This window comes from Bradyrhizobium sp. 190, from assembly GCF_023073415.1.
Lineage (GTDB): Bacteria > Pseudomonadota > Alphaproteobacteria > Rhizobiales > Xanthobacteraceae > Bradyrhizobium.
Genome location: NZ_JADPJL010000012.1, coordinates 757,719 through 779,757, shown reverse-complemented (window position 1 = coordinate 779,757; position 22,039 = coordinate 757,719). Strand labels below are relative to the sequence as shown.

Here is a 22,039-nt window from a genome sequence, read left to right as displayed (position 1 = left end):
AATGAGTCTTGAGTCCGTCCGCGCCTTCTTCTCGGAAAAGGCGCCCGATATCTCCGTGATCGAATCCAGCATGAGCTCCGCCACGGTCGCGTTGGCCGCCGAAGCCTATGGCGTCGAGCCGGCGCGGATCGCAAAAACGCTGAGCTTGCGCATCGGCGATCGCGTGGTGCTGATCGTGGCCGCCGGCACGTCGCGGATGGACAACAAGAAGGTGAAGGCGCTGTTCGGAGTGAAACCGAAAATGCTCGGCCTCGAGGAAGTCGCCGAGATCACCGGGCACGAAGTCGGCGGCGTCTGTCCGTTCGGATTGAAGACGCCGCTGCCGGTCTATTGCGACGTGTCGCTGAAGGCGTTCGACATCGTGGTGCCGGCCGCAGGCTCTACCCATAGCGCGGTGAAGATTACGCCCGCACGCATGGCGGAACTGACCGGAGCCGAATGGGTCGACGTCTGCGAGATCAGGGCCGAGCGCGAAGCTGTGGCCTAATCGTCTTCCTCATAATAGGGCGGAGGCTGCATCGGCCGCGGCTGCACGGCCTGCGGCTGCATTTGTTGCGGCGCCCGGCCGCGTGGCGCGGTCTGCTGAGGACCACGTTGGCCCGGGCCGCGATAGGCCTGTTGCTGCTCGGCGCTCGATTCGAATACCGCACGGCAATTGCTGGAGAGCTGCGGCGTGTTCTGCCGCAAGCAGGCCACGATCCGGCTGACATCGGGGATCTGGTCGCCGCAGAGGCGCCAGACGTCGGGCGTGCAAGCCATCTGCTGTTCCCAGGTTCCGCGATATTCCTGCGCAGATGCGGGGCCGACAGCGCTGACGCCGGCGATCGCGACGGCAAGGCTGAGGACAATCCGCTGCGTTTGCATGGATCAAGTCCTTTCTTTTCGATTTCAAGTTGGCGCGGAACTCCGCGCGGCGGCGGCGTTCAGCCTGACGAATGAATGCGGCCACGCGACGTTGGTGCGAACAAAAAAATGTGAAGCGGGTTCCCTACTCCACCTTGCCGATCTTCTTCACCGCCGCGACCAGCCGCGCACTGTCTTCCGCGACGAATTTTGCGAAGTCGGGCGCATCGAGATAGGCGACCGGGCTGCCGGCGGTCTCATACGTCCTGACCACCTCGGGCGCCTTCACCGCTTCCGCCATCGCTTCGCGCAGCCGCGTCATGATCGGCGCCGGCAACGCGCGCTGCGCAAACAATCCCGCCCAGATGTAGAACTCGACATCCTTGTAGCCGAGCTCCTTGAAGGTCGGCAGATCAGGGAAACTCTTGATGCGCTCGGCGCCCCAATTGGCGAGCACGCGCATCTTGCCGTCATCGACCTGCTGCTTCAGCGTGCCCGGCGCCGAAGCAACAGCCTGGATGGTGCCGCCGAGCAGCGCGGCCAGCGCGGGACCGGCGCCGCGGAACGGCACGTGCAGCAATTTGATGCCGGCGCTCGCCGCAAACATTTCCATCGCCACATGCAGCGTGCCGTAGGGACCGGACGAGCCGTACGGAATCTGCCCGGGACGTTTTTTCGCATCGTCGACGAATTCCTGCAGCGTCTTCCACGGTGCCGACGCCGGCACCGCCAATAGCGTGGGATCGGCCAGCACGCGCGCGATCGGCGCGAACTGCGAGACTTCATATGCCACCGGGCGGTCGAACAGCCGGTCGGCTTCGGGCAATACAGCGAGCGAGGACAGCGTCATCAGCAGCGTGTGGCCATCAGCCTCGGCGCGCGCCGCAGCCGCATTGCCGACCGACCCGCCACCACCGCCGGCGCGATTGTCGACGATCACGGGCTTGCCGAGGATCCGCTCCAGCGCCTGCGCGATCGGCCGCGCCGCGAGATCGGCCTGGCCGCCGGGCGGAAACGGCACGATCATGGTGACGTTGCGGGAGGGGTATGGGGTTTGGGCAAAGACGGCGTTGGAGAATGCGGTGTGCGCCAGCGGCAGTGCGGCGGCGGCCTTCAGAAGTTCGCGGCGGTTCATTGGCAGTTTCTCCCCGGTGATTTTGTTTTGGTTGTTGGAGGCAGCCTAGCCTGAAGTTGGGGACGTTGCGATAGGCCGGACTCTTCACCCTCCCCTGGAGGGGGAGGGTCGCCGCGTAGCGGCGGGGTGGGGTGACGGTCGTTCCACATCCAACAGTGCCCGCGTTGAGAGATCACCCCACCCCGTCTCACATTTCGCTGCGCTCCATGTGAGCCGACCCTCCCCCTCCAGGGGAGGGTGAAAGCAAACGCCCGTCGCCGCTACTTCCGCTTCTTCCCCTTCGCAAATTGCTTCATCAGAAACTCCGCCAGCACTTCCACGCGCGCAGGTCGCGGGCCGCCGGGCGGGGTGACCAGATGCACTGCGCCTTCCGGCTGATGCCAGCCTTTCAGGATCACCTCGACTTCGCCCGATGCGATGGCGTCGCCGACGATGAAGTCCGGCAAATCGGCGATGCCGAGGCCTGCGACGACGCTCGGCAACAGCGCCTCGCCATTGTTGACGCGGAGCTGGCCCGCGGGCCGGACGCTGGCCTGCTCGCCGGCCGCGTTGGTGTAGTGCCAGACGCCGGGTGTCGAGAGATAGGCGTAACCGAAGCATTTGTGTTGGGCGAGATGCATCGGATGCGTCGGCCTGCCATGGCGCTTCAAATAGGCGGGCGCCGCCACCGTGTAGCGCGGCATCGCGCATAGTCGCCGCGCGATCAGCGACGAGTCCGGCAGCCGCGCGATGCGCAGGCCGGCATCGAAGCCCTCGCCGATCAAGTCGACCGTCGCATCGCTCAGATGCAGGTCGATCGAAACTTCCGGGTACGCCGCGAGAAATTCCGGCAAGATCGGCGCCACCGCCTTCACGCCGAATGTCATGGGCACCGCGAGCCGCACCAACCCGCGCGGTGCCATCGATTGCGACAACGCTTCGTTCTCGGCGTCCTCGCCATCGGCCAGGAGCCGCGCGGCGCGCTCGGCGAGCTTCTGCCCGGCATCGGTCAGCGCCAGCCGCCGCGAGGTGCGGTTGAACAGCCGCGCGCCGAGCCGCTGCTCCAGCCGGCTCACCGCCTTGGACACCGTCGCCTTGGACAGCGCCAGCTCGGCCGCGGCCGCTGCAAACGACCGTAACTCCACGACTTTTGCGAAAATCGCGAACGCCTCGAAATCCGGGAGCTTCGGCATACGAATCGCCTCTATGGCTCATTTTTGGAAACAATGAGTTTCAATAGTTTCTATTTATATACCACGCCGCACGGCATATCCAATGGCCATCGGAATGCAAGCAATGGAGAAATCCCATGATCGAACTCAGACCTTTTGCAAAACTCGGCAGCGCCGATCACGGCTGGCTGAAAGCGAAGCACCACTTCTCGTTCGGCAGCCACTATGATCCCGACAATATGGGACATGGCTCCTTGCGGGTGTGGAACGATGACGAGATCGCGCCGAACTCAGGCTTTCCCGCCCATCCGCACGCCAATATGGAAATCATCACCTATGTCCGCGAAGGCGCGATCACGCACCAGGACTCGCTCGGCAACAAGGGCCGGACTGAAGCCGGCGACGTGCAGGTGATGAGCGCCGGAAGCGGCATTCGTCACTCCGAGTACAATCTGGAACCTTCGAAGACCAAGATCTTCCAGATCTGGATCGAACCGACGACGACGGGCGGCCAGCCGACCTGGGGCGCGAAACCGTTTCCGAAGTCGGATCGCTCCGGCAAGCTCGTCACCATCGCCAGCGGCATTGACGGCGACAGGGATGCGCTGCCGATCCGGGCCGATGCGCGGGTGCTCGCCACCACGCTGAAGGCGGGCGAGAGCGCGGAGTACGAACCGCACAAGGCGCGTCATCTCTATCTGGTGCCGGCGGCCGGCAGCATCGAAGTCAACGGTGTGCGCATCAACGCCCGCGATGGTGCTGCGATCCGCAACGAGGCGAAGCTGACGATTACCGCGCTGGAAGATTCCGAACTGGTGCTGGTCGACGCGGCGTAAGGGCTATCGATCGTAACCAACCGCCGTCATGGCCGGGCTTGTCCCGGCCATCCACGACTTGACGCGAAGGAAGACGTGGATGCCCGGGCCAAGCCCGGGCATGACGACTGATTTTTTCTCGAACACTTCACATCAACCCAACCTAAAAGGAAAGCCATCATGGCCAAAGTTCTCGTGCTCTATTATTCCGCCTACGGTCACATCGAGGCGATGGCGAATGCCGTTGCAGAAGGTGCACGCAAAGCCGGCGCCACCGTCGACATCAAGCGCGTGCCGGAACTGGTGCCCGAAGAAGTCGCCAAAGCTTCGTATTACAAGCTCGATCAGGCGGCCCCCATCGCCACGATCGAGGATCTTGCGAACTACGACGCCATCGTCGTCGGCACCGGCACGCGCTTTGGCCGGATGGCGTCGCAGATGGCGAACTTCCTCGACCAGGCCGGCGGCCTCTGGGCCAAGGGCGCGCTGCACGGCAAGGTCGGCGGTGCCTTTACCTCAACCGCGACCCAGCACGGCGGGCAGGAAACCACGCTGTTCTCGATCATCACCAACCTGCTGCACTTCGGCATGACCATCGTCGGCCTGAACTACGGCTTCGCCGGCCAGATGAAGCTCGACGAAGTTACCGGCGGCGCGCCCTATGGCGCCACCACGATCACCGGCGGCGACGGCAGCCGCCAACCGAGCGAGAACGAACTCGCCGGCGCGCGCTATCAAGGACGCGTGATCGCGGAGACCGCCAGCAAACTGCATGGCTGATGCGATATTGGCGGCATTCTCGTTCGGGAATGCCGCCATATCTGTATCCGTAGGAGACGATGAATTCAGTGATGGTTGAGATTCTCTTTATCGCTCAACTGGCACGCCGGCCGCTGCAGGCAATGGCGCGGCGCTGGTGGTGCAGGAGCCTTTACCGCGCCTCGCGCGGGCAACGGCGTTGCCGGGAATGCACGAAATCGTGAGCCGCGGTTTTTAAAGGCCGCGTGAATTCGTGCTACGCCTTCCGCCTTCCCGGCAAGCACGCACAGGGTTCTGGCATGAGCAACAACTCGCAAGGTCCGTGGCCGGAATTGCCGACCGCGGCGTGGCGTGACACCTGTGCGTCGCTGCAGCTCTGGACCCAGATCGTCGGCAAGATCCGGCTGACCAAATCGCCCTGGCTCAATCATTCCTGGCACGTGGCGCTGTATGTCACACCGCGCGGATTGACGACGTCGCCGGTGCCCAACGGCGGGCGAACGTTCCAGATCGATTTCGATCTCATCGATCATCGTTTGCGCATCTCGACCAGTGACGGCACGCAGCGGCACTTTGCGCTGCCGGGTCATTCCGTCGCCAGCTTCTACACCGCCACGCTTGCCGCTCTTAGCGAACTCGGCATTGCCGTTGCCATCGACGAGATACCGAACGAACTGCCCGATCCGATAAAATTCTCGGAAGACACCACGCACGCTTCCTACGATGCCGACGCCGTCAGGCGCTTCCTGCAAATTCTCGTGGATTGCGACCGCGTCTTCAAGCAATTCCGCACCGGATTCCTCGGCAAGGCGAGCCCGGTACATTTCTTCTGGGGCAGCTTCGATCTCGCGGTGACGCGCTTCTCCGGCCGTCGCGCGCCGCGTCATCCCGGCGGCGTGCCGCATTTGCCCGACGCAGTCGCACATGAAGCCTATTCACATGAGGTCAGCAGCGCCGGTTTCTGGCCGGGCGGCGGCGCGATCGATTATCCTGCGTTCTATTCCTATGCCTATCCCGAGCCATCGGGTTTCCGCGCAGCGAAGGTGCGCCCCGATACGGCCTTCTTCAGTGAAGCGCTGGGCGAATTCATCCTGCCCTACGATGCAGTGCGCACGGCTGATAATCCCGACAAGGCGCTGCTCGATTTCCTGCAAAGCACCTATGAGGCCGCGGCAGTATCAGCAAATTGGGATCGCGACGCGCTGGAGTGTGATCCTGGCAAGCCAGGTGTGGTGCGGCAGGTTTAGGGCTGCTGCGTAGGGTGGGCGCAACGCGCGTGCCCACCATCCCCGTCTATTTTGCGATGGGAAGGTGGGCACGGCGCGATGCGCCCTTGCCCCCCTACGGCTTCCCCAAGCTAATGCCGCAGCGGCTTCACGATGGTCTGGCGAACTTCGGCGCCACAGTCGGCGCATTCATAGGTGAAGTCGATCTTCGCCATGCTCCAATGCGGCTCGACGTCGCGCACATACATTTCGAGCCCTACACAACTCGGACAGATGACGAAGCCCGGCTCGATATCGTCGTGATGATGGATGTAGGCTGGCATGTCGGCTCTCCCCAAGAAGACATTCAAGAAAGCATTCACCACTAGGCCCTGACCCGAGGCGCAGCATACGCCTCAGGCCCGCAGGCGATCATGAACTCTCGCGAACACAGCGAGAACGTCCCCACTATCCCAGCATGTGTGACAGATTTGCACCGCCGTGGAACTCCAGCCACGACGCTCAATTCTCTTCGTGTGACAACGGCTTACCGAACACGCGTCGCAGCCTTGCATCGAGCTGCGGACGGTTTCGTACCATACCCACCGCGCGGTCGCGTAAGGCAAAGGGCCATCCGCGCCAGCTCAAGGCGGCACTGATGTCGATCAGCGGCAGCCGCGTCACGCCGAAGCGGCGCTTGTAGGCGTAATTGCCGACGCTGAAGTCGAACTCGCGCACGCCGTCCCTGTGCAGGGCTGCCATGGTGCGCTCGATGATCAGCCGGCCCGGCGAACAGTTCGACCATTTCTCGCCGGCATTGCTGATGCGAACCATCACGAAGCGCGAGCCGGTCCTGATGCCGAGCAGCGTCGCCACGATCTCATCGCCGACCGTGAGCGCCGAGACCAGCGCATAGCCATTGCCGACGCCATTGCGCACCAGGTTGCGGTAGAATGCCGCGCAGGTCTCGTCATTGAGGACGTAGTTCCGCCCGAGGCTCTGCATCCGCGCGGCTTGCTGAACCTCGGTGGTCGCGAGAATCCGCAACGCTTCACTAATATCGGTGACGATCGCAAAGGATGCGGCGGGATCGCGCGTGAAGACGCGCCAGCTCCGTTGCAGCTCCGTGCGCACGACTTTTTGCAGTGTGTAGCGCCAGGCGTCGTAATCCTCGCCGGTGGTGACGAGATTGCCGTTGAGCAAGCACGGACCGCCGGTGTCGAGCAAAGCGAGCGGGTTGGGCCTGCCATCGAGATCGATTGGCACCTTGCGAAGGCGGATGAGATCGGCCGCCTCAGGCATGCGGCGCAGCGCCGACAGCAGGCTGCGCCACAGCGCGCGCATCGCTTTGGCATCACGCGGCGCGGCGCTGCCCAAGATCGGTGCGTTGTAGTCGGTCAGATTGAGATCGGCGAATTCGATCGTTGTGATCTTGTTTTGTCGGCGGCGGATCAGCGGCAGCAGCATCGCCGGCTCGTGGGTCGATGCATCTGTGACAACAGCGATTAAAGGCGCCACGCCCTCGGCACCAGCGAAAGCGCCGTACCACGCGTCATACCACTGCGGATGCTGGAACGGTGTCGACGGGCTGATGTCATGCCAGCGCGCGACGGCCTGTTTCCAGTCGTGCACGAGTTCGACGCGGAATCCGGCCGCGCGGCTCGTTGGCCGCGCATCCAGTCGTCCCGCATTGGTCGTCAGCACCGTCATCGGCGTTGCGCCCTTATGCCGCCTTCGGCAGATCGACGATCTTGCCGGGCTCAGTGGCGTCGAGACGGAAATCGATCGCGCGGCGGGCGTTGCGCTCGCGCTTCACCCACTTGCTGTCGCGCACGAGCTTCTGCAGCACCTTCTTGGCAAAGAAGGAGGGCCCGCGCAGATTGCTGGTCTTCGGCGTGTAGCCGAAGCGATGACGCAGCAAGCCGTTGGCGAGGTGGACGATCTGGGCGCGGCGGATATCGTCGTTGCCGTAGGATACCGTCATGGAAATATTGACGGTGCCGAGGTTCTCGACGCGGTGCGGCGCGTTCAGCGGCCAGTTCAACATCTGGCCGGGTTCGAGATCGAACACCTGCGCATGCGCGTCGTACCAGGGCGCGTAGGGCAAATCGACCTCGACATCGAACAGCGCGATGTCCTCGAGGTGTTGCGGCTTGATGAACGGCGCGGTGTTTGGATAGACATAGACCCGTTTGCGGCCGGCGATCTGGATCAGCCCCTGCCCCGGCAAATCGGCATGATAATAGACCTGCGCGTCCGGCGAGGAGATCAGAATGCCGGCCTGGTGGTTCGGCACCACGAAGCTAGGCACCTTGGCCGCGATCTCCTCGAACATCCGGTCGATCAACTTGCGGTAACGGCTATCGACCGCGCCGACATTGCGCATGTTGAGCCAGAGGCCGCCGCGGGAGATCGCTTCCATGACCTGCCGGCCGGAGAGGTTACCGATATCGCCCTCGCGCCACACGCGGCTGGATCCCTTGGCGCCCGTCTTCACCAGGCTGTAGTGCTCGCGCGGATAGCTCTCGATCAGTTGGGCGAGTTCGTCCATCGAGAACGCCGGCGATTTGTGCATCTGGTGTTCAAGCCGGATCGGCTGGTGGCTCCAAAGCTCGGAATGCGTCTCATCCCATGTGCTGAAGATCTTGCCCGTCATCGCCGCGCTCCTGCTTCCGTTGCCTGCCCGCCGCCCATTCCGGCTGTCCCGAAATCGCGGCCTGCGGCCATTGCATTGCCGCCCGATGTCCCGTTATGAGACGGCCGGACGATCTTCACGGTCGGATTGGCAAGAACGGTGCCGGGCGAACGCCGCCGCTTACCGGAAGCTAATGTCTGGCATGTATGGCTAACGCCGACCGTTCCTGGAAACCCCGCCGCACGATGACTGGAGAAACCCGATATCGGGCGCTGTTTCTCGGCGCGGGACCGCAGATGCATTGCGGCGTCGGCCAATTCACCCGCCTGTTGCAGGAGACGATCGAAAAGCTCGAGCCTGGAACCAGCGCGACGTTAACCCTGACGCGCAGCGAAGGCTCGCTTTCCGAGATCTGGCACGCGGTCGGCACGGCGCAAAGCGTCGTCTGCAACTTCCCGATCGTGGCCTGGAAGCGCGTGATATTCGCACCGCTCGCGGCGATGGCGATCGCCCGGCTGCGCCGGCGCAAGGCCGTCCTCGTTCAGCACGAATGGAGCGGGCTGCATTGGCTGCGCCGCATCACCTACATGCCGGCGCTGCTGCTGGCCGACACCATCATCATGTTCTCGCCGCTGGTGCAGCGCGAGCTGGCCAGTGACCGCCTGCTCGGCTGGACCGCCAGAAAGAGCGTGCTGGCACCACTGCCGCCGAACATCGAGGCCCCGGCCGGAATTGAAGATTCGAAATTGCGGCATCGCCTGATCGCTGCGAAAGGCGATGGTCGGCTGCTGATCGGTCATTTCGGATCGATCTATCCGGGCAAGCAGCCCAATGCGCTGCTCGAGATCGGCGCCATCCTGAAACAACGCGGGCTCAAACCGCTGATCGTCTATATCGGCTCCTTCATTCGCGGCGTCGACAAGGTCGAAGAGGAATTTCATGCCCGCGCCAGGGAACTCGGCATCGCCGATGACGTGATCGTCTCCGGCTTCGTCGCCTCTGATCACCAGGTCTTCGGCCTGTTCAGCGAGATCGACGCATTCTGCTATCCGTTAGATGAAGGGCTCACGGCGCGGCGCTCCAGCATTCTGACCTGCGTGCAGTCCGGCCGTCCGCTGATCGTCGCCGGCCCTGTGCTACCGGAGGAATTCGACCACCATCCGCGCTTCAAGGAATTGATCGGCCGCGGTGCCATCGCGCTGGTCGCGCGCGGCGCCGATAACGAGGCCTATGCCGACCGGATCGCTTCGGTGGTCAAACGGCCGCCGGTACACTTGCCATTCGATTTCGACGGCTGGTGGAAGGATGTTGCCGAAGCGGTGCGGGCGCAGCTCTGAGCCTCAGGCTTTCGCCCGGAAGCGCGCGAGGTAGTGCAGGCCGAATACCGCCAACAGGAACGTGAACCACGAGGGCTCGGAACGGTCGAGGAAGAAGCTTTCCATCGCCGACAGATAGAGCCCGAACAGCCAGATCCGCAGCAGCATCATGGCGAGCGGGCCGTTGTTACCGCCCTCATCCGCACGCTGAAAATTCCTTAAAGGAAGGATCACCAGCACCAGGATGAGCAAGGCGAGTCCGGGCAGGCCCGTGCCCAGCGCGGTGTCGAGATAGCCATTGTGGCTGTGTGCGGCAAAGCCGGCCCATTCCTTGCCTTCCGGCAGATTTTGAATGGCGCTGCTGCCCCAGAAGGACGCAAAGCCATAGCCGGTGAGCAGCCGCGCACGGAGCGACTGCAATGCAAATGCCCAGATGTCGGTGCGGCCGGTAAAGGTCGAATCGAACGGCAGCAACCTGGAAATACCGGCGAGGCCCTCAGACATCACCGCGCCGATGCTCAGCAGGTTGAGCAATACCAGCGGTGTGAGCAAGATGATCGCGCGAAGCCAGAGCGCGCGGATGAAATGGATTGTCGACGTCAGCAGCAGCACCACAAAGCACAGGGTCAACGAGCTCTTTCCGGCCGAATACAGCAGAAACAGCGAGGCGAGCACGATGATGGCGGCACCGGATAGCCACAGGCCGGAGCGGATGACGTAGACGCCGAGAAACAGCACCACCACCATGATGGACGCGGCCTGGTTCTTGTGGCCGAACGCGCCGCGCCAGTTGCCGGCGAGGCCAGGCTCCTGCGGATCGGTCGCCAGGTGAATCGAAAGATCGGGGGCCAGCAATATTCCGAGATAGCAGATCGCCAGCAATGCGAGCGCTGCGACCGTGAACCAGTGCATCAATTCCTGCTGCGACCTTGGCAGCAGCATGAGAGCAGCAGTCACCGCGATGACGCAGATCGTCAGGGAAAGACGCTTGATCGACGTCGTCGGATCGAACGACAACACGACCGTCACTATGAGCCAGGCGCCGAACAGGACAAACGCCGGCGACAGCAGCGTCGCCAGTCCCCGCGCGTCATTTCGCATCGCGAGCGCAATCGTCAGCACGCTGAGGGCGCCGAACACCGCGTAGGTCGCCAGCTCCTTTCCGGTACCGGCCTCGCCAATATGCATATCGCCGAGGCTTTCAAACGGATGCAGCGATATCCAGCCGAGCAGCAACGTTCCGACAAATGTCGCGCCGCGAACGATATCCATCACTTGCTGGCGCTCTATGCCGACGGCAAGGCTGCGGATTTCGGATGCGTCGACGAGCTGGCTCATGAGACGATCTTCGACGCCTTGTAGGGTTGCGGTTCGAGTCCGAACGCGGCCAGCGCGCTGCCGATCGCCACCGTGACGGGATGCATCGCAATGGTCCGCTCACGTTCGGTCAGGATTGCGCACACGGCATAGACCAGCGACAGCGGCAAGGCCACAAGCAGTTTGGCAGTCAACCTCGCCCGCAGCCAGGCCGTCGGCGTTGCCTTGCGCTGGACGTGATAGTTGATCGCGCCGATCCGCAGGCCGCGCATTACCAGCCATTTCAGGCTAGTGCGGCTTTGCGGCACGGTCTCGCTGATCACGGCTTCGTTGACCCAATGAAAGCGCAAACCGAGCCTCATGCAGCGGTAGAAGAAATCAGTGTCGCCGCCGCCCAGAAAATTGAAACGGAGATCGAACACCGGCATGCCCAACCGCGCAAACACCGAGCGCCGGATCAGGCAATTGCCGCAGCCATAGATCACCGGCACCGGCCCCGAGGCGTCGTAGGCCGGCGCAAAAGCCGGGTGGCGCCGCAACCCGCGCTTCCGTTCGTCATCGAATTCGGGGAACACCGGTCCTCCGACGATGTCGGCGCCGGTCGCATTGGCGGTCCTTACCATCTGCTCCAGCCAGTCCTGCGACGCGATTTCGTCGTCGTCGATCATCAGGAAGCTGCTTGCCATCGGAAACATCTGCAGCGCCGTCTCGAAAGCTGCGTTGATCGCATGGCAATTGCCCTGCCGCGGCTCGATCACGCATAGCCCTGCGAATTTCCCCGACGCGAGGTACTCGGTGGCAACCGGAACGCTCTCGCTCTTCGATGCATCGTTCTCCACCATGACGACGGCGAAGCGGCGGCTGGTACGCTGGGCGGCAAGCGACTCCAGCGTCCGGCGCAGGTACTGAGGCCGGCGAAAACAAGGAATGCAGATGATGGTTTCGATCGCGAAATCGAGCGCCGGCGAAATCGCCACCAGCGCGCGCAGAGCCCTGACCGACGGCTCGGGCCCGTCCATCCGAAGATCGCTGGTCGAAAGCTCTGCCATGACGCTCAGGTCGTTCACGAATATGTCTCATCGTCCCGAAACGGGATTGCCCGCGTAGTCGCGGGACAGTTCCGTCTCGATAAGGTCGTTCACTCCGGGTGGATCCGGTCTTGGTGAACATTACGCGCGCAGCGGTGCAATATTTGGTCCCGCCGCGAAGCGTGAAGCAGCGAATTCCGACGACGGTTAATGGACGGGGTTAATCGGCGCTGAACGAACGCTGATCCGCAGATCAGCGGCCAAACAGCTTTCGGAACAGCCGCTGCGAATTCGGAAATTGGCCGTTGTCGATCTGAGTGGGCCACGCCCCGTTCACATCGAAATAGGCCGCATAGGCGATCTGGTCCGCGTTCTTCATGAACCAGTCATGCATCTGCTGAATGAAGAACGGATTGTCGCCGGCATTGCCCACGCCCCATTCGGGGTAGCTCATCCGCTTGCCGTGCAGACGCGCAAAGTCGCGGTGCCATTCCAAACCGAATGGCGCCTTGACGTAAAAGGCATTCCACCGCTCCTCGGCGGAGCCTTCTTGCTTGAAGTCGTAGACATCTAGGCCGATGTAATCGACAACGTCGTCGCCGGGATAACTGAGATCCGCCGGCATTTCCTGCGGCCCCCACCCCGGACACCAGTCGAACTCGAAGCCCGTCGAGTGGCGTCGAAATATTTCCACGACGCGCCGGAACGCCTTGATGTAATCGGCTTCATGTCCCTTGGCGAACCACGCCATTTCAGACAGATTCATCTCCCAGCCGAGCCGGATGATCGCCTGCGGATGTGCCTCCGAAATCGCACGCGCCGCAGCTTCGAACTCGGCATCGTGCAAGCCTTCGGCAACGTCGGCGAGAGGCGTGCCCTTCATTGTCAGCGGGATCGACCACACCACGTTGCGCGCGGGATTGAGCTTATTCCAGACGCCCGGAACCCAGCTCAGCTTGGAAAAGTCCTCCCAGGTCGTCCCGCCATAAAAGTCGACGCCCAGCACCGTGGACGGCTTCTGCTTCAGCCATTTTTCCCAGGCCTGCAGCGTATGCTCGCGTCCGATGGGACCCCAATTGACAAAGGCGCCCGCGAATTTCGACGGATTGGAGACGACGCGTGAGGCGGCATTGCTATCGACATGCGCCAACAGCAGCACGGTCACCACAAAGGCCGCCAGAAACAGCACCAAGCGCTTCGCGCTGAATGCTTTGCGCGGCCTTGGATCAGTTCGAAACATTGCCTGTCCTCGTGTACGGCCTGCGAGCGACCTCCGTCATTCCCGTCGCAAAAGGATACAGGCCGGACAGGCCGGCTGTACCAAAACGAACAGGAGGCTCAGAGCCAGCTTCTTGCAGAAGGAGTTTTCGTCGAGATTCTAACCAAATGGTCATGGGAAATTCGATCGCCGACGGCGTCGACGATTGCGGTGATCTGCTTTGCAATATCGAGTCCACCACGGGCACACGGCCGAACGGCGCCTTTCGCCATGGTTACCGCGGAATTGCAGCAGCATCCGCGTGTCGCAAATGCGGACACGGTGGACAGATCGGATGTACTGCAACGTCCGATCCAGCGCGCTGGCGGTGCCATCCCCTCAAGAAAATACGGAAAACCGGCGAGTTAACCACGCTGATGCACCGCAACACGTGCTGCGCCAGTTCGGCACCGATCTTGCTCCATGGGCACCACGGGAGGATTGCGCCTGATACCGGCGAGCCTCCGGCAGACTGTCGAGATGAACTGCAACGTGTCGTTAACCCTGAACCCATTGCCGAAAGTGTAATGCTGAGCCAAACGTTCCACTATTCGGTTGCGAGCGTCGTGTCGGCCGTTATCGGCTTGCTGAGCGCGGTCGTATTCACGCGTCTGCTCTCGCCCGAAGAATATGGCGTGTACGTCGTCGGTCTGAGCACCGCGGGCATCGTCTCGGCGCTGCTGTTCACCTGGGTTCGCGTCTCTGCCCTGCGTTTTCAGTCGGAAGGCGGCGCGGTCGACGTTCGGAAGACCATCTTCGTCGCTTATCTCATCTCCGCCCTCGCCGCGCCGATCGCACTCCTTGTTGCCACGCTGACGACGTCGGTATCGCTGGAGCGGAATCTCGCGGCAGTCTTCTTCGCGCTGGGGCTCGGTCTCTTTGAGCTCGGGCAGGAACTGCTGAAGGCGCGGCTGCAATCCTTCGCGTTCATGTCGGCATCAATCGTTCGCGCCTGCCTCGCGTTCACGCTGTGTCTGGCGGCGGCGCTCCTGGGCGGCGGCGGACTGTGCCAGCTCGCGATGGTGACCATCACCTATTTCGTCACGACGACGCTGTTTGCGAGCACGATCCTGCGATCCCCTGTCGCCGGACCGAAGATTTCCGATTTGCGGACGTTTGCGGGCTTCGGCATTCCGATCACGCTGTCGGGCATCGTCTTTGCGCTCCACGCCGCGCTCGACAGGATGCTGGTGTTTCATTTCATGGGAGACCACGCGGCCGGCCAGTACGGCGCATCCGCGGATCTCGTGCGGCAGATCATCCTGATCCCGGCGGTGAGCATCGCATCCGCAACGATCCCGCTGGCGGTGCGCGCTTACACCAACGGCGGCGCCGGCGAGGCGCGGCCGCATCTGGAATTCAGCCTCGAAATTCTCTTGGCCGCCGTGTTGCCCGCCGTCGTCGGCGTGGCGTTGACGAGCGGCTATATTGCCGGCGTGATCCTTGGCAGCGAGTTCAGGGAGACCGCAGCCCGGATCATGCCGATCCTGGCCTTTGCCTGGCTGTTTCAGTCGATTTCCCAATCGTACGTCCACGCGAGCTTTCATCTCGCCAAGACGCCGTTCATGATGACGACGCAGAGCATCGCGATGCTGATCGCGAACCTGCTGGTCATGCCGGTCCTGCTTGCCAGATTTGGCTTGGTCGGCGCGGCGGCGAGCCTCGTCATCGTGGAAGCCTTCGGCGCGGGCTTCGGCTGGTATCTCACGCGGAAGGCATTTCCACTTCCCTTCAACGCATTCCAGGTCCTGCGCATCGTCGCGGCGACGGCGATCATGGCGCTGGTGCTGACATTACTGAAACCACTGCTTCCGATCGGCATCGTCTCGTTTGGCGTGCTGGCCGCAACCGGCTGCCTCGTCTACGTCGCCGCCGCCTTCGCGTTCGACATCGCCGGCTTGCGGAAGGCCGTGATCGCTTATGGCGCGCGGCGCAACGTCCCGGCCCCGTCCATCACCGTCCCTTCCAGGGGACTACCCAGCATGTCGACAAGAGAACCATGATGCGGCTAGCGAGCAAAAGTCCGGTCGTTGCAGCCGACCATCGACATGTCATTTGTCGAACCAATTCAGTTTCGCTGTCGGACTTCACCGACAAGCGGCGCGAGGCGACGCGCCCGCTCGCGTTCCGGGGCGCGAATTTCGACCGCGACTTCGACAGCAATACGCTGTTCTACGATGCGGTGCAGGTGAGCAAATCGAAGGTTGCCCTGTTTGCGCCGCCATTCTTCAACCTCGCGCGCGACGTCGCGACGACGAACTTCATCAGCGGCGCCGGGACCCGCAAGGCACGGACAAGACGCCTCGACCGCCACGCCCAATTGTGGCTGGATACTCCCGAGCAAGCCGGCCCGATCCAGGCATTGGGCGAACTGGGGAGCTTCACGTTCTCGGTATCGCCGAACGAGTCGGAAATGTTCCGGGATCGCCGCGTCATCTTCACGATGTCCAAGGACAATCCGATCGAATGGATCCTCGATTGGGTGAGATTCAATCGCGACATTCACGGCGCCGATGCCGTTCTCATCTATGACAACGGCTCCAGCGCATACGACAGCGCGACATTGAGCGCGGCGCTCCGGTCGGTCCCCGGCATCCAAAGCTCGGTCGTGATGGAGTGGCCCTTCAAATACGGTCCGCAAGGCGCGAACAGCTGGGATCACTGGGACTCTGACTTCTGCCAGTTAGGGGCCTGGGAGCACGCCAGATGGCGTTTCCTGCAGAAGGCCCGGAGCGCCATGAACGCCGACATCGACGAGTTGGTGCTGTCGAAGACGGGAAAGTCGGTGTTTGAGGCCGCCGAACAATCATGGACCGGGCTCGTCCGATATCGCGGGCGATGGATCATCGGCATCGATGACGGTGCCAGCGACAGCGTGAGCAAGGCTCCGCATCGACACGCCGACTTCTCGATCCTCATGCCGCCGAAGTACGAGCTGTCAAGGCTCGTGATGCGGCGCGACGCAAACGAGTGCCTGCCGAAATGGACGGTGGTTCCCACCCGATGCCCCACGCATGCGCAATGGCACGTCCATTCGATCTTCTCCTGGTGGGCGTCGTATTTCTGCACCAGGGACTTTTCGTTTCGGCACTTTCGCGAGATCGGCAGCAACTGGAAATACCAGCGCACCAACCGCGTGTCGTTCGATCCGTCGATTCACACGGAAGACCAGGCATTGATGGACGCTTTTCAGCGCGTCGATTGGGAAAACTAGAATGAACAAGGCAAGCCCCACGTCAGAATGGATGAAGTCGATGAACCAGGCAGCCACGATCGACCACAGGCAGGCGACTGAGACCGTGCAGCATCCGCAGGCGCTACTCGAGCTGGCACACGGCGAAGCACGACAGAGTCTGCTCACCGTTCACGGCATCCTCGAAGCGACACTGCCTGCGGATGAACTGTCGATCTACGAAGCCGGCGGCGGCTCGACCAGCTTCCTGCCGCTCAAGGTGCTGCATCGCGCCCACGTCACCGTGGTCGACATCGACGAGGACCAGATCCGCAGCAATGACTACGCGCAGGAGGCTATCCTCGGCGACATCCAGACCTATCGCTTCAAGCCCAACAGCTTCGATCTGGTGATCTGCTACAACGTGATCGAGCACGTGCCCGATGTCGAATCAGCCCTGCTGAATTTCTGCGAGTCGCTGAAGCCGAACGGCATGATCCTGATCGGCGCGCCTAACCCAAGGTCGCTGTCCGGCGTCGTCACCAAGTACTCGCCGCACTGGTTCCACGTCTGGTTCTATCGCCATGTCCGCGGCGACAAGAAAGCCGGCCTGCCCGGCCACGCGCCGTTCCCGACGCTATTCCATCCGCTGGTCACGCTTTCCAACCTGGAGGCGTTCGCCGAGCAGCACGGCCTGCAAATGATCTACCGCAAGCAATATGAGAGCCCGCGCTATCCGGAGATGCGGCTGCGCAAGCCTCTGTTCGCCGCCCTGGTCGATGCTAGCGCGAAGGTGATGAACTTCTTCCTCCCCGGCAAGATCGACGTTAGGCACGGCGACTACCACGTGATCCTGCGAAAGCGTTGAAACCATGAACGCGATGTTGTCGGAGGCAAGAGCGAAGGTCGGCCACCGGTTGGTGATCGACGAAGCGCAAACCAATAACGGATGGTTAATTTTCTACGGCCACGACGTCACCGACCGGCCGAGTCCCTATGGCTGTTCGCCCGCTTTGCTCGCGCATGCGTTGGAAGCGGCATTGCGGCGGAAAATTCCGGCCCTCGCCATGGCGGAGGCGATGCAATGCGCCCGCGCTTAAACGCTTTGTTTGCCAATTCGGGGAATAGTCCCTTGGTGAGTATGGTTAATTTTCCCTGTTGCGTTTGTTCAGCGCTTTTTTTCCGCGCCCATGGCGCAACCCGAAGAATAACCCCTCAGCCGATGCGTGCGGCAGTTCGAATGGAAGCTGGGGCCGATGCTTATCTATGACCAGCCGATAGAGCGGGCGAAGCCCGAGGCCGGCCCCGTGGCGGCAGCCGCGCCGGCGGGCTTCAACGTGCTCGATCTGGCCCAGCTCCTGTGGCAACGGAAAGTCGCGATCGCCTCCGCGGCGCTGATCTCCGCCTGCGTCGCAATTGCGATCGGCAAGAGCCTGACACCGAAATACACAGCCTCGGCCCAACTCTATGTCGATCCCCGCGAATTGCAGTTGGTCGATCGCGAACTGACGCCGCGCGCCCAGGATATTTCAGGCCTCGCGATGGTGGTGGAAAGCCAGGCGCGCGTGATCACCTCGAACAACGTGCTGCTGCAGGTGATCCGCGACACCCATCTGGAAAGGGATCCGGAGTTCGGCGTCGGCGATTCCAAGGGCATCCTGGGATCGCTGTTCGGCCTGTTCGGGGTCGAGCTGCGCCCCAGCGCCGAGCAGCAGAAGCAGATCCAGATGGGCGCGCTGGAAGCGCTCAATCGCCACGTCAACGTCAAGAAGACCGACCGCACCTTCATCGTCGATATCGACGTCTGGTCGTATGAACCAGCCAAGGCGGCGATGCTGGCCAACGCAATCTCGAAAGCCTATCTCGCCGAATCCAAGCAGTCGCAGGCCGCCGCCGCGCGGCGCGCGACCACTGACCTTTCCGGTCGGTTGAAGGAATTGCAGGAACGGCTTCGCAACGCCGAGAACACGCTCGCGGTTTACAAGGCGCAGAACAATTTCGTCGGCACCCAGGACACGCAGATCAGCGACCAGCAGCTCTCCGCCAGCAACCAGCGGCTCGCCGCCGCCCGCGCGCTGACGCTGGACGCGCAGGCCAAACTCGACCAGATCGTAGCCAGCCGCAAGGCATCCTCCGACGCCGGCGCTATCCCTGAGGCGCTGCAGTCGCAGACCATCGCCAATCTGCGCGCGCAGCATGCCGAAGCGCGGAAGCGCCAGGCGGAATTGCAGAGCGAACTGGGGCCGCGTCATCCGGCGCTGCGCCAGATGGAGCAGCAGGTGCAGGACCTGCGCCGCGCCATCAACGAGGAAGTCGAGCGCTTCGCGCAGGCCGCGAAGAACGACCTGATCCGGGCCCGCGACTTTGAAGCCTCGCTCGGCAAGGCGCTGGAAACCCAGAAGCGCCAGAGCGTCCAGATGAGCCAGGCCTCGGTGCGCCTGCGCGAACTCGAACGCGAAGTGGAGGCAAGCCGCGACGTCTATCAGTCGTTCCTGAAGCGATCGCGCGAAACCGAGGAGCAGGAGAGCCTGAACACCTCGAACGCACGCATCATCGGCGACGCCACTGTGCCGCAGCGGCGCACCTTCCCGCCGGCCATGAGCCTGCTCGCGATGATTGGTTTTGTCTTTGGCGGGCTCGCTGCCTCCGGCTGGTTCATTGCAGCCAACCAGTTGGTGCCGGGCACCAATCCTATTCGGCCGCGGGACAAAGCGCCGGCAGAAACTCCGAAGGAACCGGCCGCTCCTGCGGCCGAGAAGCAGCCACCCGCCGTTCCACTCCAGCCGCAACCCGCGGTCAGCCTGATCGAAAAGCCACTGATCGCACGGCTGCAGGAAGCCGACGTGATGCGCACGCTCGCCAGCATCCTCGCAACCGATAGCACCGCCGACGTCACGCGGCTGGGCTGGCCGACGCTGCGCGCGGGCTTTCCGCTGATGACTGTCCTCAATGCCATGCGCGAAATGCGCGCGGCGCTGGCCAGACGCGCCGGCGGGGAAACCCCGCCTGTGATGGCTGTGATCAGCGCCGGCCCGGATCAGGACCGCAGCATCGCCGCGCTGAACATCGCGCTCGCCGCGGCGCGTGACGGCGCCAGGGTGCTGTTGATCGATGCCGACCTCAGGGAACGCGCGCTATCGGGCAAGGTGAGCCACCTGACCACGAGCGAGCCCAGCCGTTTCGGCTGGCTCAGCATCGGCGCCAAGGCCGCTCGCGCGATTTCGACCGCCAACGGAATTTCGATCCTGCCGGCCGTCAAAGCCACCGATGCGAAGGCCTGTGACGCCATCCGAAAGACGGTTGCGCAGGCTCGTTCCGCCGGCGGCTATGACCTCGTGATTCTCGACGGGCCGGCCATGCCATGGAGCCCGACCGACCGTAAGCTGCTCGACATTGCCGAAGGACTCGTTGCGATCCTCCCGGTGCATCTCGACATCAACGACAGCATGGAAGACATCATCGCAGCCCTCGGCGGGGCCGAGCGCAAGCTCGTCGGTGTCGTCCTGAGCGAAGTCAACCCGACCGCCGCAGCGAGACAAGCAGCATGCCTGAGCGTCGCGTAAATCCCGTCGGAAGAGCGGCCACGGCCAGCGTGCCTCGCATCACGTTGGGCGGACTGCGGCTTGCCGTGCTGGATCTCGAGCAGACCGCGAACTTCATGATCGAAATGGTGTTCCCGCAACGCCGCGTCGACCGTCCGCTCTATCTGACCTCGGCCAATGGCGAGGTGCTGGCACGCTGCTCGACCGAACCGATGACCGATCGGCTGTTTCGGGCTGCGGACCTGATCAATGCCGACGGCCAGCCGCTGGTGACCGCGTCGCGGTTCAGATCAAAGACACCGCTGCCCGAACGCGTCGCGACCACCGACCTGTTTCACCTCGTTGCCCGCAAGGCGCAGGCAGCCGGTCTCACCTTCTACATGCTGGGCGCGGACGAGGCGGAGAACGCCGCCGCGGTCGCCAGCGTTCGCAAGCAATATCCTGACCTCAAGATCGTCGGCCGTTGCCACGGCTTTCTGCGGGGCGAGGCGCTGCGTGCCAAGGTCGCCGAGATCAACGCGCTGGCGCCGGACTATCTCTGGGTCGCGCTAGGCGTTCCCTATGAACAGACCTTCGTCGACGAGTTCACTCCCGCCCTCTGCAATGTCGGCGTCATCAAGACGTCGGGCGGGCTGTTCAATTTCCTGTCAGGCAGCCGCGCCCGCGCGCCGCTGTGGATGCAGCATGTGGGCCTCGAATGGATCTGGCGCATCTGGCTGGAGCCGCGCCGTCTGTTCTGGCGCTATCTGACTACCAATCCGCGCGCGCTCTATCTGTTGCTGAACAGGGGCCGATCGACTGACATCGGCGGGACACACGATCGATGAGCAGCCGTCCAGCCATTCTCGTCACCGGCGGTGCCGGCTATATCGGCTCGCACTGCTGCAGGGCGCTGGATGCGGCGGGTTACCAGCCCGTCACCTACGACAATCTTTCAACCGGCCACCGCAGCTTCGCCGTGGGCACGCTGGTGGTCGGCGACATCGCCGACAAGGCCACTCTGGCGCGGACCTTCGCCGAACATGACATCGTGGCCGTCATGCATTTCGCGGCGTCGAGCCTGGTCGGCGAATCCGTTGCCGATCCGCAGAAATACTACATCAACAATCTCGCCGGCACGCTATCGCTTATGGCGGCCATGCGCGAGGCCGGCTGTAATCGCCTGGTGTTTTCGTCGACCGGCGCGGTCTATGGCAATGCCGACAGCAAGGCGCTGCCGGAGGACTATCCCTGCGCGCCGATCAATCCCTATGGCGCTTCGAAATGGATGATCGAGCGCGTGCTGGCGGATTATCGCGCTGCCTATGGCTTCGGCTCGTTCGCGCTGCGCTACTTCAACGCCGCTGGCGCCGACCACGCCGGCGGCATCGGCGAGCTGCGCGAGGTGGAGACACACTTGATCCCGCGCGCCATGATGGCGCTGCAGGGGCATGTGCCTGATTTCGCGGTGTTCGGCGACGATTACGACACGCCCGACGGGACGGCGATCCGCGACTACATCCATGTGACCGATCTCGCGGCTGCCCACGTGCTGGCGCTCAAGCTGCTGCTCGAGGGACATTCAGGCGGCGCGTTCAATCTCGGCACCGGCAACGGCTTCTCGGTGCGTGAGATCCTCGCCGCGATCGCGGCCGAGACCGGCCGCCAGGTCCCGCACGTCGTCAAGCCGCGGCGATCAGGCGATCCGACCTATCTGGTCGCCGACCCCTCTGCCGCGCGCGCGACATTGAACTTCCGTCCCGCCCATTCGGATCTGGCCACCATCATCCGCACCGCCTGGGCGTGGCACAAGAAGGCGCATCCGCAGAAGACCGGTGCGCTGGTTCGCGATTGAGACCAGGAGCGTCCTGCTACCTGAGCGCC

General features: G+C 63.0%; 21 protein-coding genes. 12 read left to right on the top strand and 9 right to left on the bottom strand.

All coding sequences use genetic code 11. The annotated features are described in order from the left end of the window. Nucleotide 1 precedes the first annotated feature (1 nt). Entirely contained in the window at nucleotides 2-487 is a 486-nt protein-coding gene (locus IVB22_RS12780; RefSeq protein WP_247517658.1) for a YbaK/EbsC family protein, read from the top strand. Here IVB22_RS12780 and IVB22_RS12775 read toward each other — a convergent pair. The 3 genes from IVB22_RS12775 to IVB22_RS12765 form a co-directional block, all read right to left on the bottom strand. Then, nucleotides 484-864 carry a hypothetical protein gene (locus IVB22_RS12775; protein WP_247517657.1) on the bottom strand — a complete coding sequence of 127 codons (381 nt, stop codon included), beginning with the start codon at nucleotides 862-864 and terminating at the stop codon, nucleotides 484-486. The genes IVB22_RS12780 and IVB22_RS12775 overlap by 4 nt on opposite strands. A 124-nt stretch (nucleotides 865-988) precedes the next feature. Further along, a complete protein-coding gene (locus IVB22_RS12770) occupies nucleotides 989-1,978 on the bottom strand; it encodes a tripartite tricarboxylate transporter substrate binding protein (RefSeq protein WP_247517656.1) in 990 nt (329 codons plus the stop codon). Nucleotides 1,979-2,238: 260 nt separating this feature from the next. Then, the gene (locus IVB22_RS12765; protein ID WP_247517655.1) at nucleotides 2,239-3,150 is read right to left on the bottom strand and encodes a LysR family transcriptional regulator; all 912 of its coding nucleotides are present in this window, start codon (nucleotides 3,148-3,150) and stop codon (nucleotides 2,239-2,241) included. A 116-nt stretch (nucleotides 3,151-3,266) separates the two neighbouring features. Between IVB22_RS12765 and IVB22_RS12760 the strand changes: the two genes are divergently transcribed. From IVB22_RS12760 to IVB22_RS12750, 3 genes are all read left to right on the top strand, one after another. Beyond that, a complete protein-coding gene (locus tag IVB22_RS12760; RefSeq protein WP_247517654.1) occupies nucleotides 3,267-3,965 on the top strand; it encodes a pirin family protein in 699 nt (232 codons plus the stop codon). Nucleotides 3,966-4,124: 159 nt separating this feature from the next. Then, nucleotides 4,125-4,724 (top strand): NAD(P)H:quinone oxidoreductase, encoded by a 600-nt coding sequence (wrbA, locus tag IVB22_RS12755; RefSeq protein ID WP_247517653.1) that lies wholly within the window; start codon nucleotides 4,125-4,127, stop codon nucleotides 4,722-4,724. Between the two features lie 278 nt (nucleotides 4,725-5,002). Then, on the top strand, nucleotides 5,003-5,950 hold the full coding sequence (locus IVB22_RS12750) for a DUF5996 family protein (RefSeq protein ID WP_247517652.1): 948 nt from the start codon (nucleotides 5,003-5,005) through the stop codon (nucleotides 5,948-5,950). A gap of 110 nt (nucleotides 5,951-6,060) precedes the next feature. On the opposite strand, the gene IVB22_RS12745 is transcribed toward IVB22_RS12750, so the two are convergent. The 3 genes from IVB22_RS12745 to IVB22_RS12735 all read right to left on the bottom strand — a co-directional run bounded on the left by IVB22_RS12745 (nucleotide 6,061) and on the right by IVB22_RS12735 (nucleotide 8,564). After that, complete coding sequence (locus IVB22_RS12745) at nucleotides 6,061-6,252, bottom strand: hypothetical protein (protein WP_247517651.1); 192 nt, start codon at nucleotides 6,250-6,252, stop codon at nucleotides 6,061-6,063. Nucleotides 6,253-6,430: 178 nt separating this feature from the next. Beyond that, a complete protein-coding gene (locus IVB22_RS12740; RefSeq protein ID WP_247517650.1) occupies nucleotides 6,431-7,618 on the bottom strand; it encodes a GNAT family N-acetyltransferase in 1,188 nt (395 codons plus the stop codon). Between the two features lie 13 nt (nucleotides 7,619-7,631). Continuing rightward, nucleotides 7,632-8,564 (bottom strand): cupin-like domain-containing protein, encoded by a 933-nt coding sequence (locus IVB22_RS12735; RefSeq protein WP_247517649.1) that lies wholly within the window; start codon nucleotides 8,562-8,564, stop codon nucleotides 7,632-7,634. A 224-nt stretch (nucleotides 8,565-8,788) separates the two neighbouring features. On the opposite strand from IVB22_RS12735, the gene IVB22_RS12730 reads away from it, so the two are divergent. Continuing rightward, nucleotides 8,789-9,880, top strand: coding sequence for a hypothetical protein (locus IVB22_RS12730; RefSeq protein ID WP_247517648.1), 1,092 nt, complete (start codon nucleotides 8,789-8,791; stop codon nucleotides 9,878-9,880). Between the two features lie 3 nt (nucleotides 9,881-9,883). On the opposite strand, the gene IVB22_RS12725 is transcribed toward IVB22_RS12730, so the two are convergent. The 3 genes from IVB22_RS12725 to IVB22_RS12715 form a co-directional block, all read right to left on the bottom strand. Beyond that, a complete protein-coding gene (locus tag IVB22_RS12725; protein ID WP_247517647.1) occupies nucleotides 9,884-11,197 on the bottom strand; it encodes an O-antigen ligase in 1,314 nt (437 codons plus the stop codon). Next, entirely contained in the window at nucleotides 11,194-12,195 is a 1,002-nt protein-coding gene (locus IVB22_RS12720) for a glycosyltransferase family 2 protein (RefSeq protein ID WP_247517879.1), read from the bottom strand. The genes IVB22_RS12725 and IVB22_RS12720 overlap by 4 nt, the downstream gene beginning before the upstream one ends. 262 nt (nucleotides 12,196-12,457) lie before the next feature. Then, complete coding sequence (locus IVB22_RS12715) at nucleotides 12,458-13,444, bottom strand: glycoside hydrolase family 26 protein (RefSeq protein WP_247517646.1); 987 nt, start codon at nucleotides 13,442-13,444, stop codon at nucleotides 12,458-12,460. Nucleotides 13,445-13,989: 545 nt separating this feature from the next. Here IVB22_RS12715 and IVB22_RS12710 point away from each other — a divergent pair. The 7 genes from IVB22_RS12710 (at nucleotide 13,990) to galE (ending at nucleotide 22,010) form a co-directional block, all read left to right on the top strand. Further along, nucleotides 13,990-15,465 carry a lipopolysaccharide biosynthesis protein gene (locus tag IVB22_RS12710; RefSeq protein WP_247517645.1) on the top strand — a complete coding sequence of 492 codons (1,476 nt, stop codon included), beginning with the start codon at nucleotides 13,990-13,992 and terminating at the stop codon, nucleotides 15,463-15,465. After that, nucleotides 15,465-16,676, top strand: coding sequence for a hypothetical protein (locus IVB22_RS12705; RefSeq protein ID WP_247517644.1), 1,212 nt, complete (start codon nucleotides 15,465-15,467; stop codon nucleotides 16,674-16,676). The genes IVB22_RS12710 and IVB22_RS12705 overlap by 1 nt, the downstream gene beginning before the upstream one ends. Before the next feature lies 1 nt (nucleotide 16,677). Then, nucleotides 16,678-17,502, top strand: coding sequence for a bifunctional 2-polyprenyl-6-hydroxyphenol methylase/3-demethylubiquinol 3-O-methyltransferase UbiG (locus IVB22_RS12700; protein ID WP_247517643.1), 825 nt, complete (start codon nucleotides 16,678-16,680; stop codon nucleotides 17,500-17,502). 49 nt (nucleotides 17,503-17,551) lie between these two features. Further along, nucleotides 17,552-17,734, top strand: coding sequence for a hypothetical protein (locus IVB22_RS12695; protein ID WP_247517642.1), 183 nt, complete (start codon nucleotides 17,552-17,554; stop codon nucleotides 17,732-17,734). Nucleotides 17,735-17,890: 156 nt separating this feature from the next. Then, nucleotides 17,891-20,197 (top strand): exopolysaccharide transport family protein, encoded by a 2,307-nt coding sequence (locus IVB22_RS12690; RefSeq protein WP_247517641.1) that lies wholly within the window; start codon nucleotides 17,891-17,893, stop codon nucleotides 20,195-20,197. Next, entirely contained in the window at nucleotides 20,179-21,003 is an 825-nt protein-coding gene (locus IVB22_RS12685; RefSeq protein WP_247517640.1) for a WecB/TagA/CpsF family glycosyltransferase, read from the top strand. Before IVB22_RS12690 ends, IVB22_RS12685 begins: the two co-directional genes overlap by 19 nt. Beyond that, a complete protein-coding gene (gene galE / locus IVB22_RS12680; protein ID WP_247517639.1) occupies nucleotides 21,000-22,010 on the top strand; it encodes a UDP-glucose 4-epimerase GalE in 1,011 nt (336 codons plus the stop codon). The genes IVB22_RS12685 and galE overlap by 4 nt, the downstream gene beginning before the upstream one ends. Nucleotides 22,011-22,039 lie beyond the last annotated feature (29 nt).

What these genes read in the sequence shown, in the direction of transcription:
- IVB22_RS12780 (WP_247517658.1), top strand. Translation starts at nt 2, where the DNA reads ATGAGTCTTGAGTCCGTCCGCGCCTTCTTCTCGGAAAAGGCGCCCGAT.
- IVB22_RS12775 (WP_247517657.1), bottom strand. Translation starts at nt 864, where the DNA reads ATGCAAACGCAGCGGATTGTCCTCAGCCTTGCCGTCGCGATCGCCGGC.
- IVB22_RS12770 (WP_247517656.1), bottom strand. Translation starts at nt 1,978, where the DNA reads ATGAACCGCCGCGAACTTCTGAAGGCCGCCGCCGCACTGCCGCTGGCG.
- IVB22_RS12765 (WP_247517655.1), bottom strand. Translation starts at nt 3,150, where the DNA reads ATGCCGAAGCTCCCGGATTTCGAGGCGTTCGCGATTTTCGCAAAAGTC.
- IVB22_RS12760 (WP_247517654.1), top strand. Translation starts at nt 3,267, where the DNA reads ATGATCGAACTCAGACCTTTTGCAAAACTCGGCAGCGCCGATCACGGC.
- wrbA (WP_247517653.1), top strand. Translation starts at nt 4,125, where the DNA reads ATGGCCAAAGTTCTCGTGCTCTATTATTCCGCCTACGGTCACATCGAG.
- IVB22_RS12750 (WP_247517652.1), top strand. Translation starts at nt 5,003, where the DNA reads ATGAGCAACAACTCGCAAGGTCCGTGGCCGGAATTGCCGACCGCGGCG.
- IVB22_RS12745 (WP_247517651.1), bottom strand. Translation starts at nt 6,252, where the DNA reads ATGCCAGCCTACATCCATCATCACGACGATATCGAGCCGGGCTTCGTC.
- IVB22_RS12740 (WP_247517650.1), bottom strand. Translation starts at nt 7,618, where the DNA reads ATGACGGTGCTGACGACCAATGCGGGACGACTGGATGCGCGGCCAACG.
- IVB22_RS12735 (WP_247517649.1), bottom strand. Translation starts at nt 8,564, where the DNA reads ATGACGGGCAAGATCTTCAGCACATGGGATGAGACGCATTCCGAGCTT.
- IVB22_RS12730 (WP_247517648.1), top strand. Translation starts at nt 8,789, where the DNA reads ATGACTGGAGAAACCCGATATCGGGCGCTGTTTCTCGGCGCGGGACCG.
- IVB22_RS12725 (WP_247517647.1), bottom strand. Translation starts at nt 11,197, where the DNA reads ATGAGCCAGCTCGTCGACGCATCCGAAATCCGCAGCCTTGCCGTCGGC.
- IVB22_RS12720 (WP_247517879.1), bottom strand. Translation starts at nt 12,195, where the DNA reads ATGGACGGGCCCGAGCCGTCGGTCAGGGCTCTGCGCGCGCTGGTGGCG.
- IVB22_RS12715 (WP_247517646.1), bottom strand. Translation starts at nt 13,444, where the DNA reads ATGTTTCGAACTGATCCAAGGCCGCGCAAAGCATTCAGCGCGAAGCGC.
- IVB22_RS12710 (WP_247517645.1), top strand. Translation starts at nt 13,990, where the DNA reads ATGCTGAGCCAAACGTTCCACTATTCGGTTGCGAGCGTCGTGTCGGCC.
- IVB22_RS12705 (WP_247517644.1), top strand. Translation starts at nt 15,465, where the DNA reads ATGCGGCTAGCGAGCAAAAGTCCGGTCGTTGCAGCCGACCATCGACAT.
- IVB22_RS12700 (WP_247517643.1), top strand. Translation starts at nt 16,678, where the DNA reads ATGAACAAGGCAAGCCCCACGTCAGAATGGATGAAGTCGATGAACCAG.
- IVB22_RS12690 (WP_247517641.1), top strand. Translation starts at nt 17,891, where the DNA reads ATGCTTATCTATGACCAGCCGATAGAGCGGGCGAAGCCCGAGGCCGGC.
- IVB22_RS12685 (WP_247517640.1), top strand. Translation starts at nt 20,179, where the DNA reads ATGCCTGAGCGTCGCGTAAATCCCGTCGGAAGAGCGGCCACGGCCAGC.
- galE (WP_247517639.1), top strand. Translation starts at nt 21,000, where the DNA reads ATGAGCAGCCGTCCAGCCATTCTCGTCACCGGCGGTGCCGGCTATATC.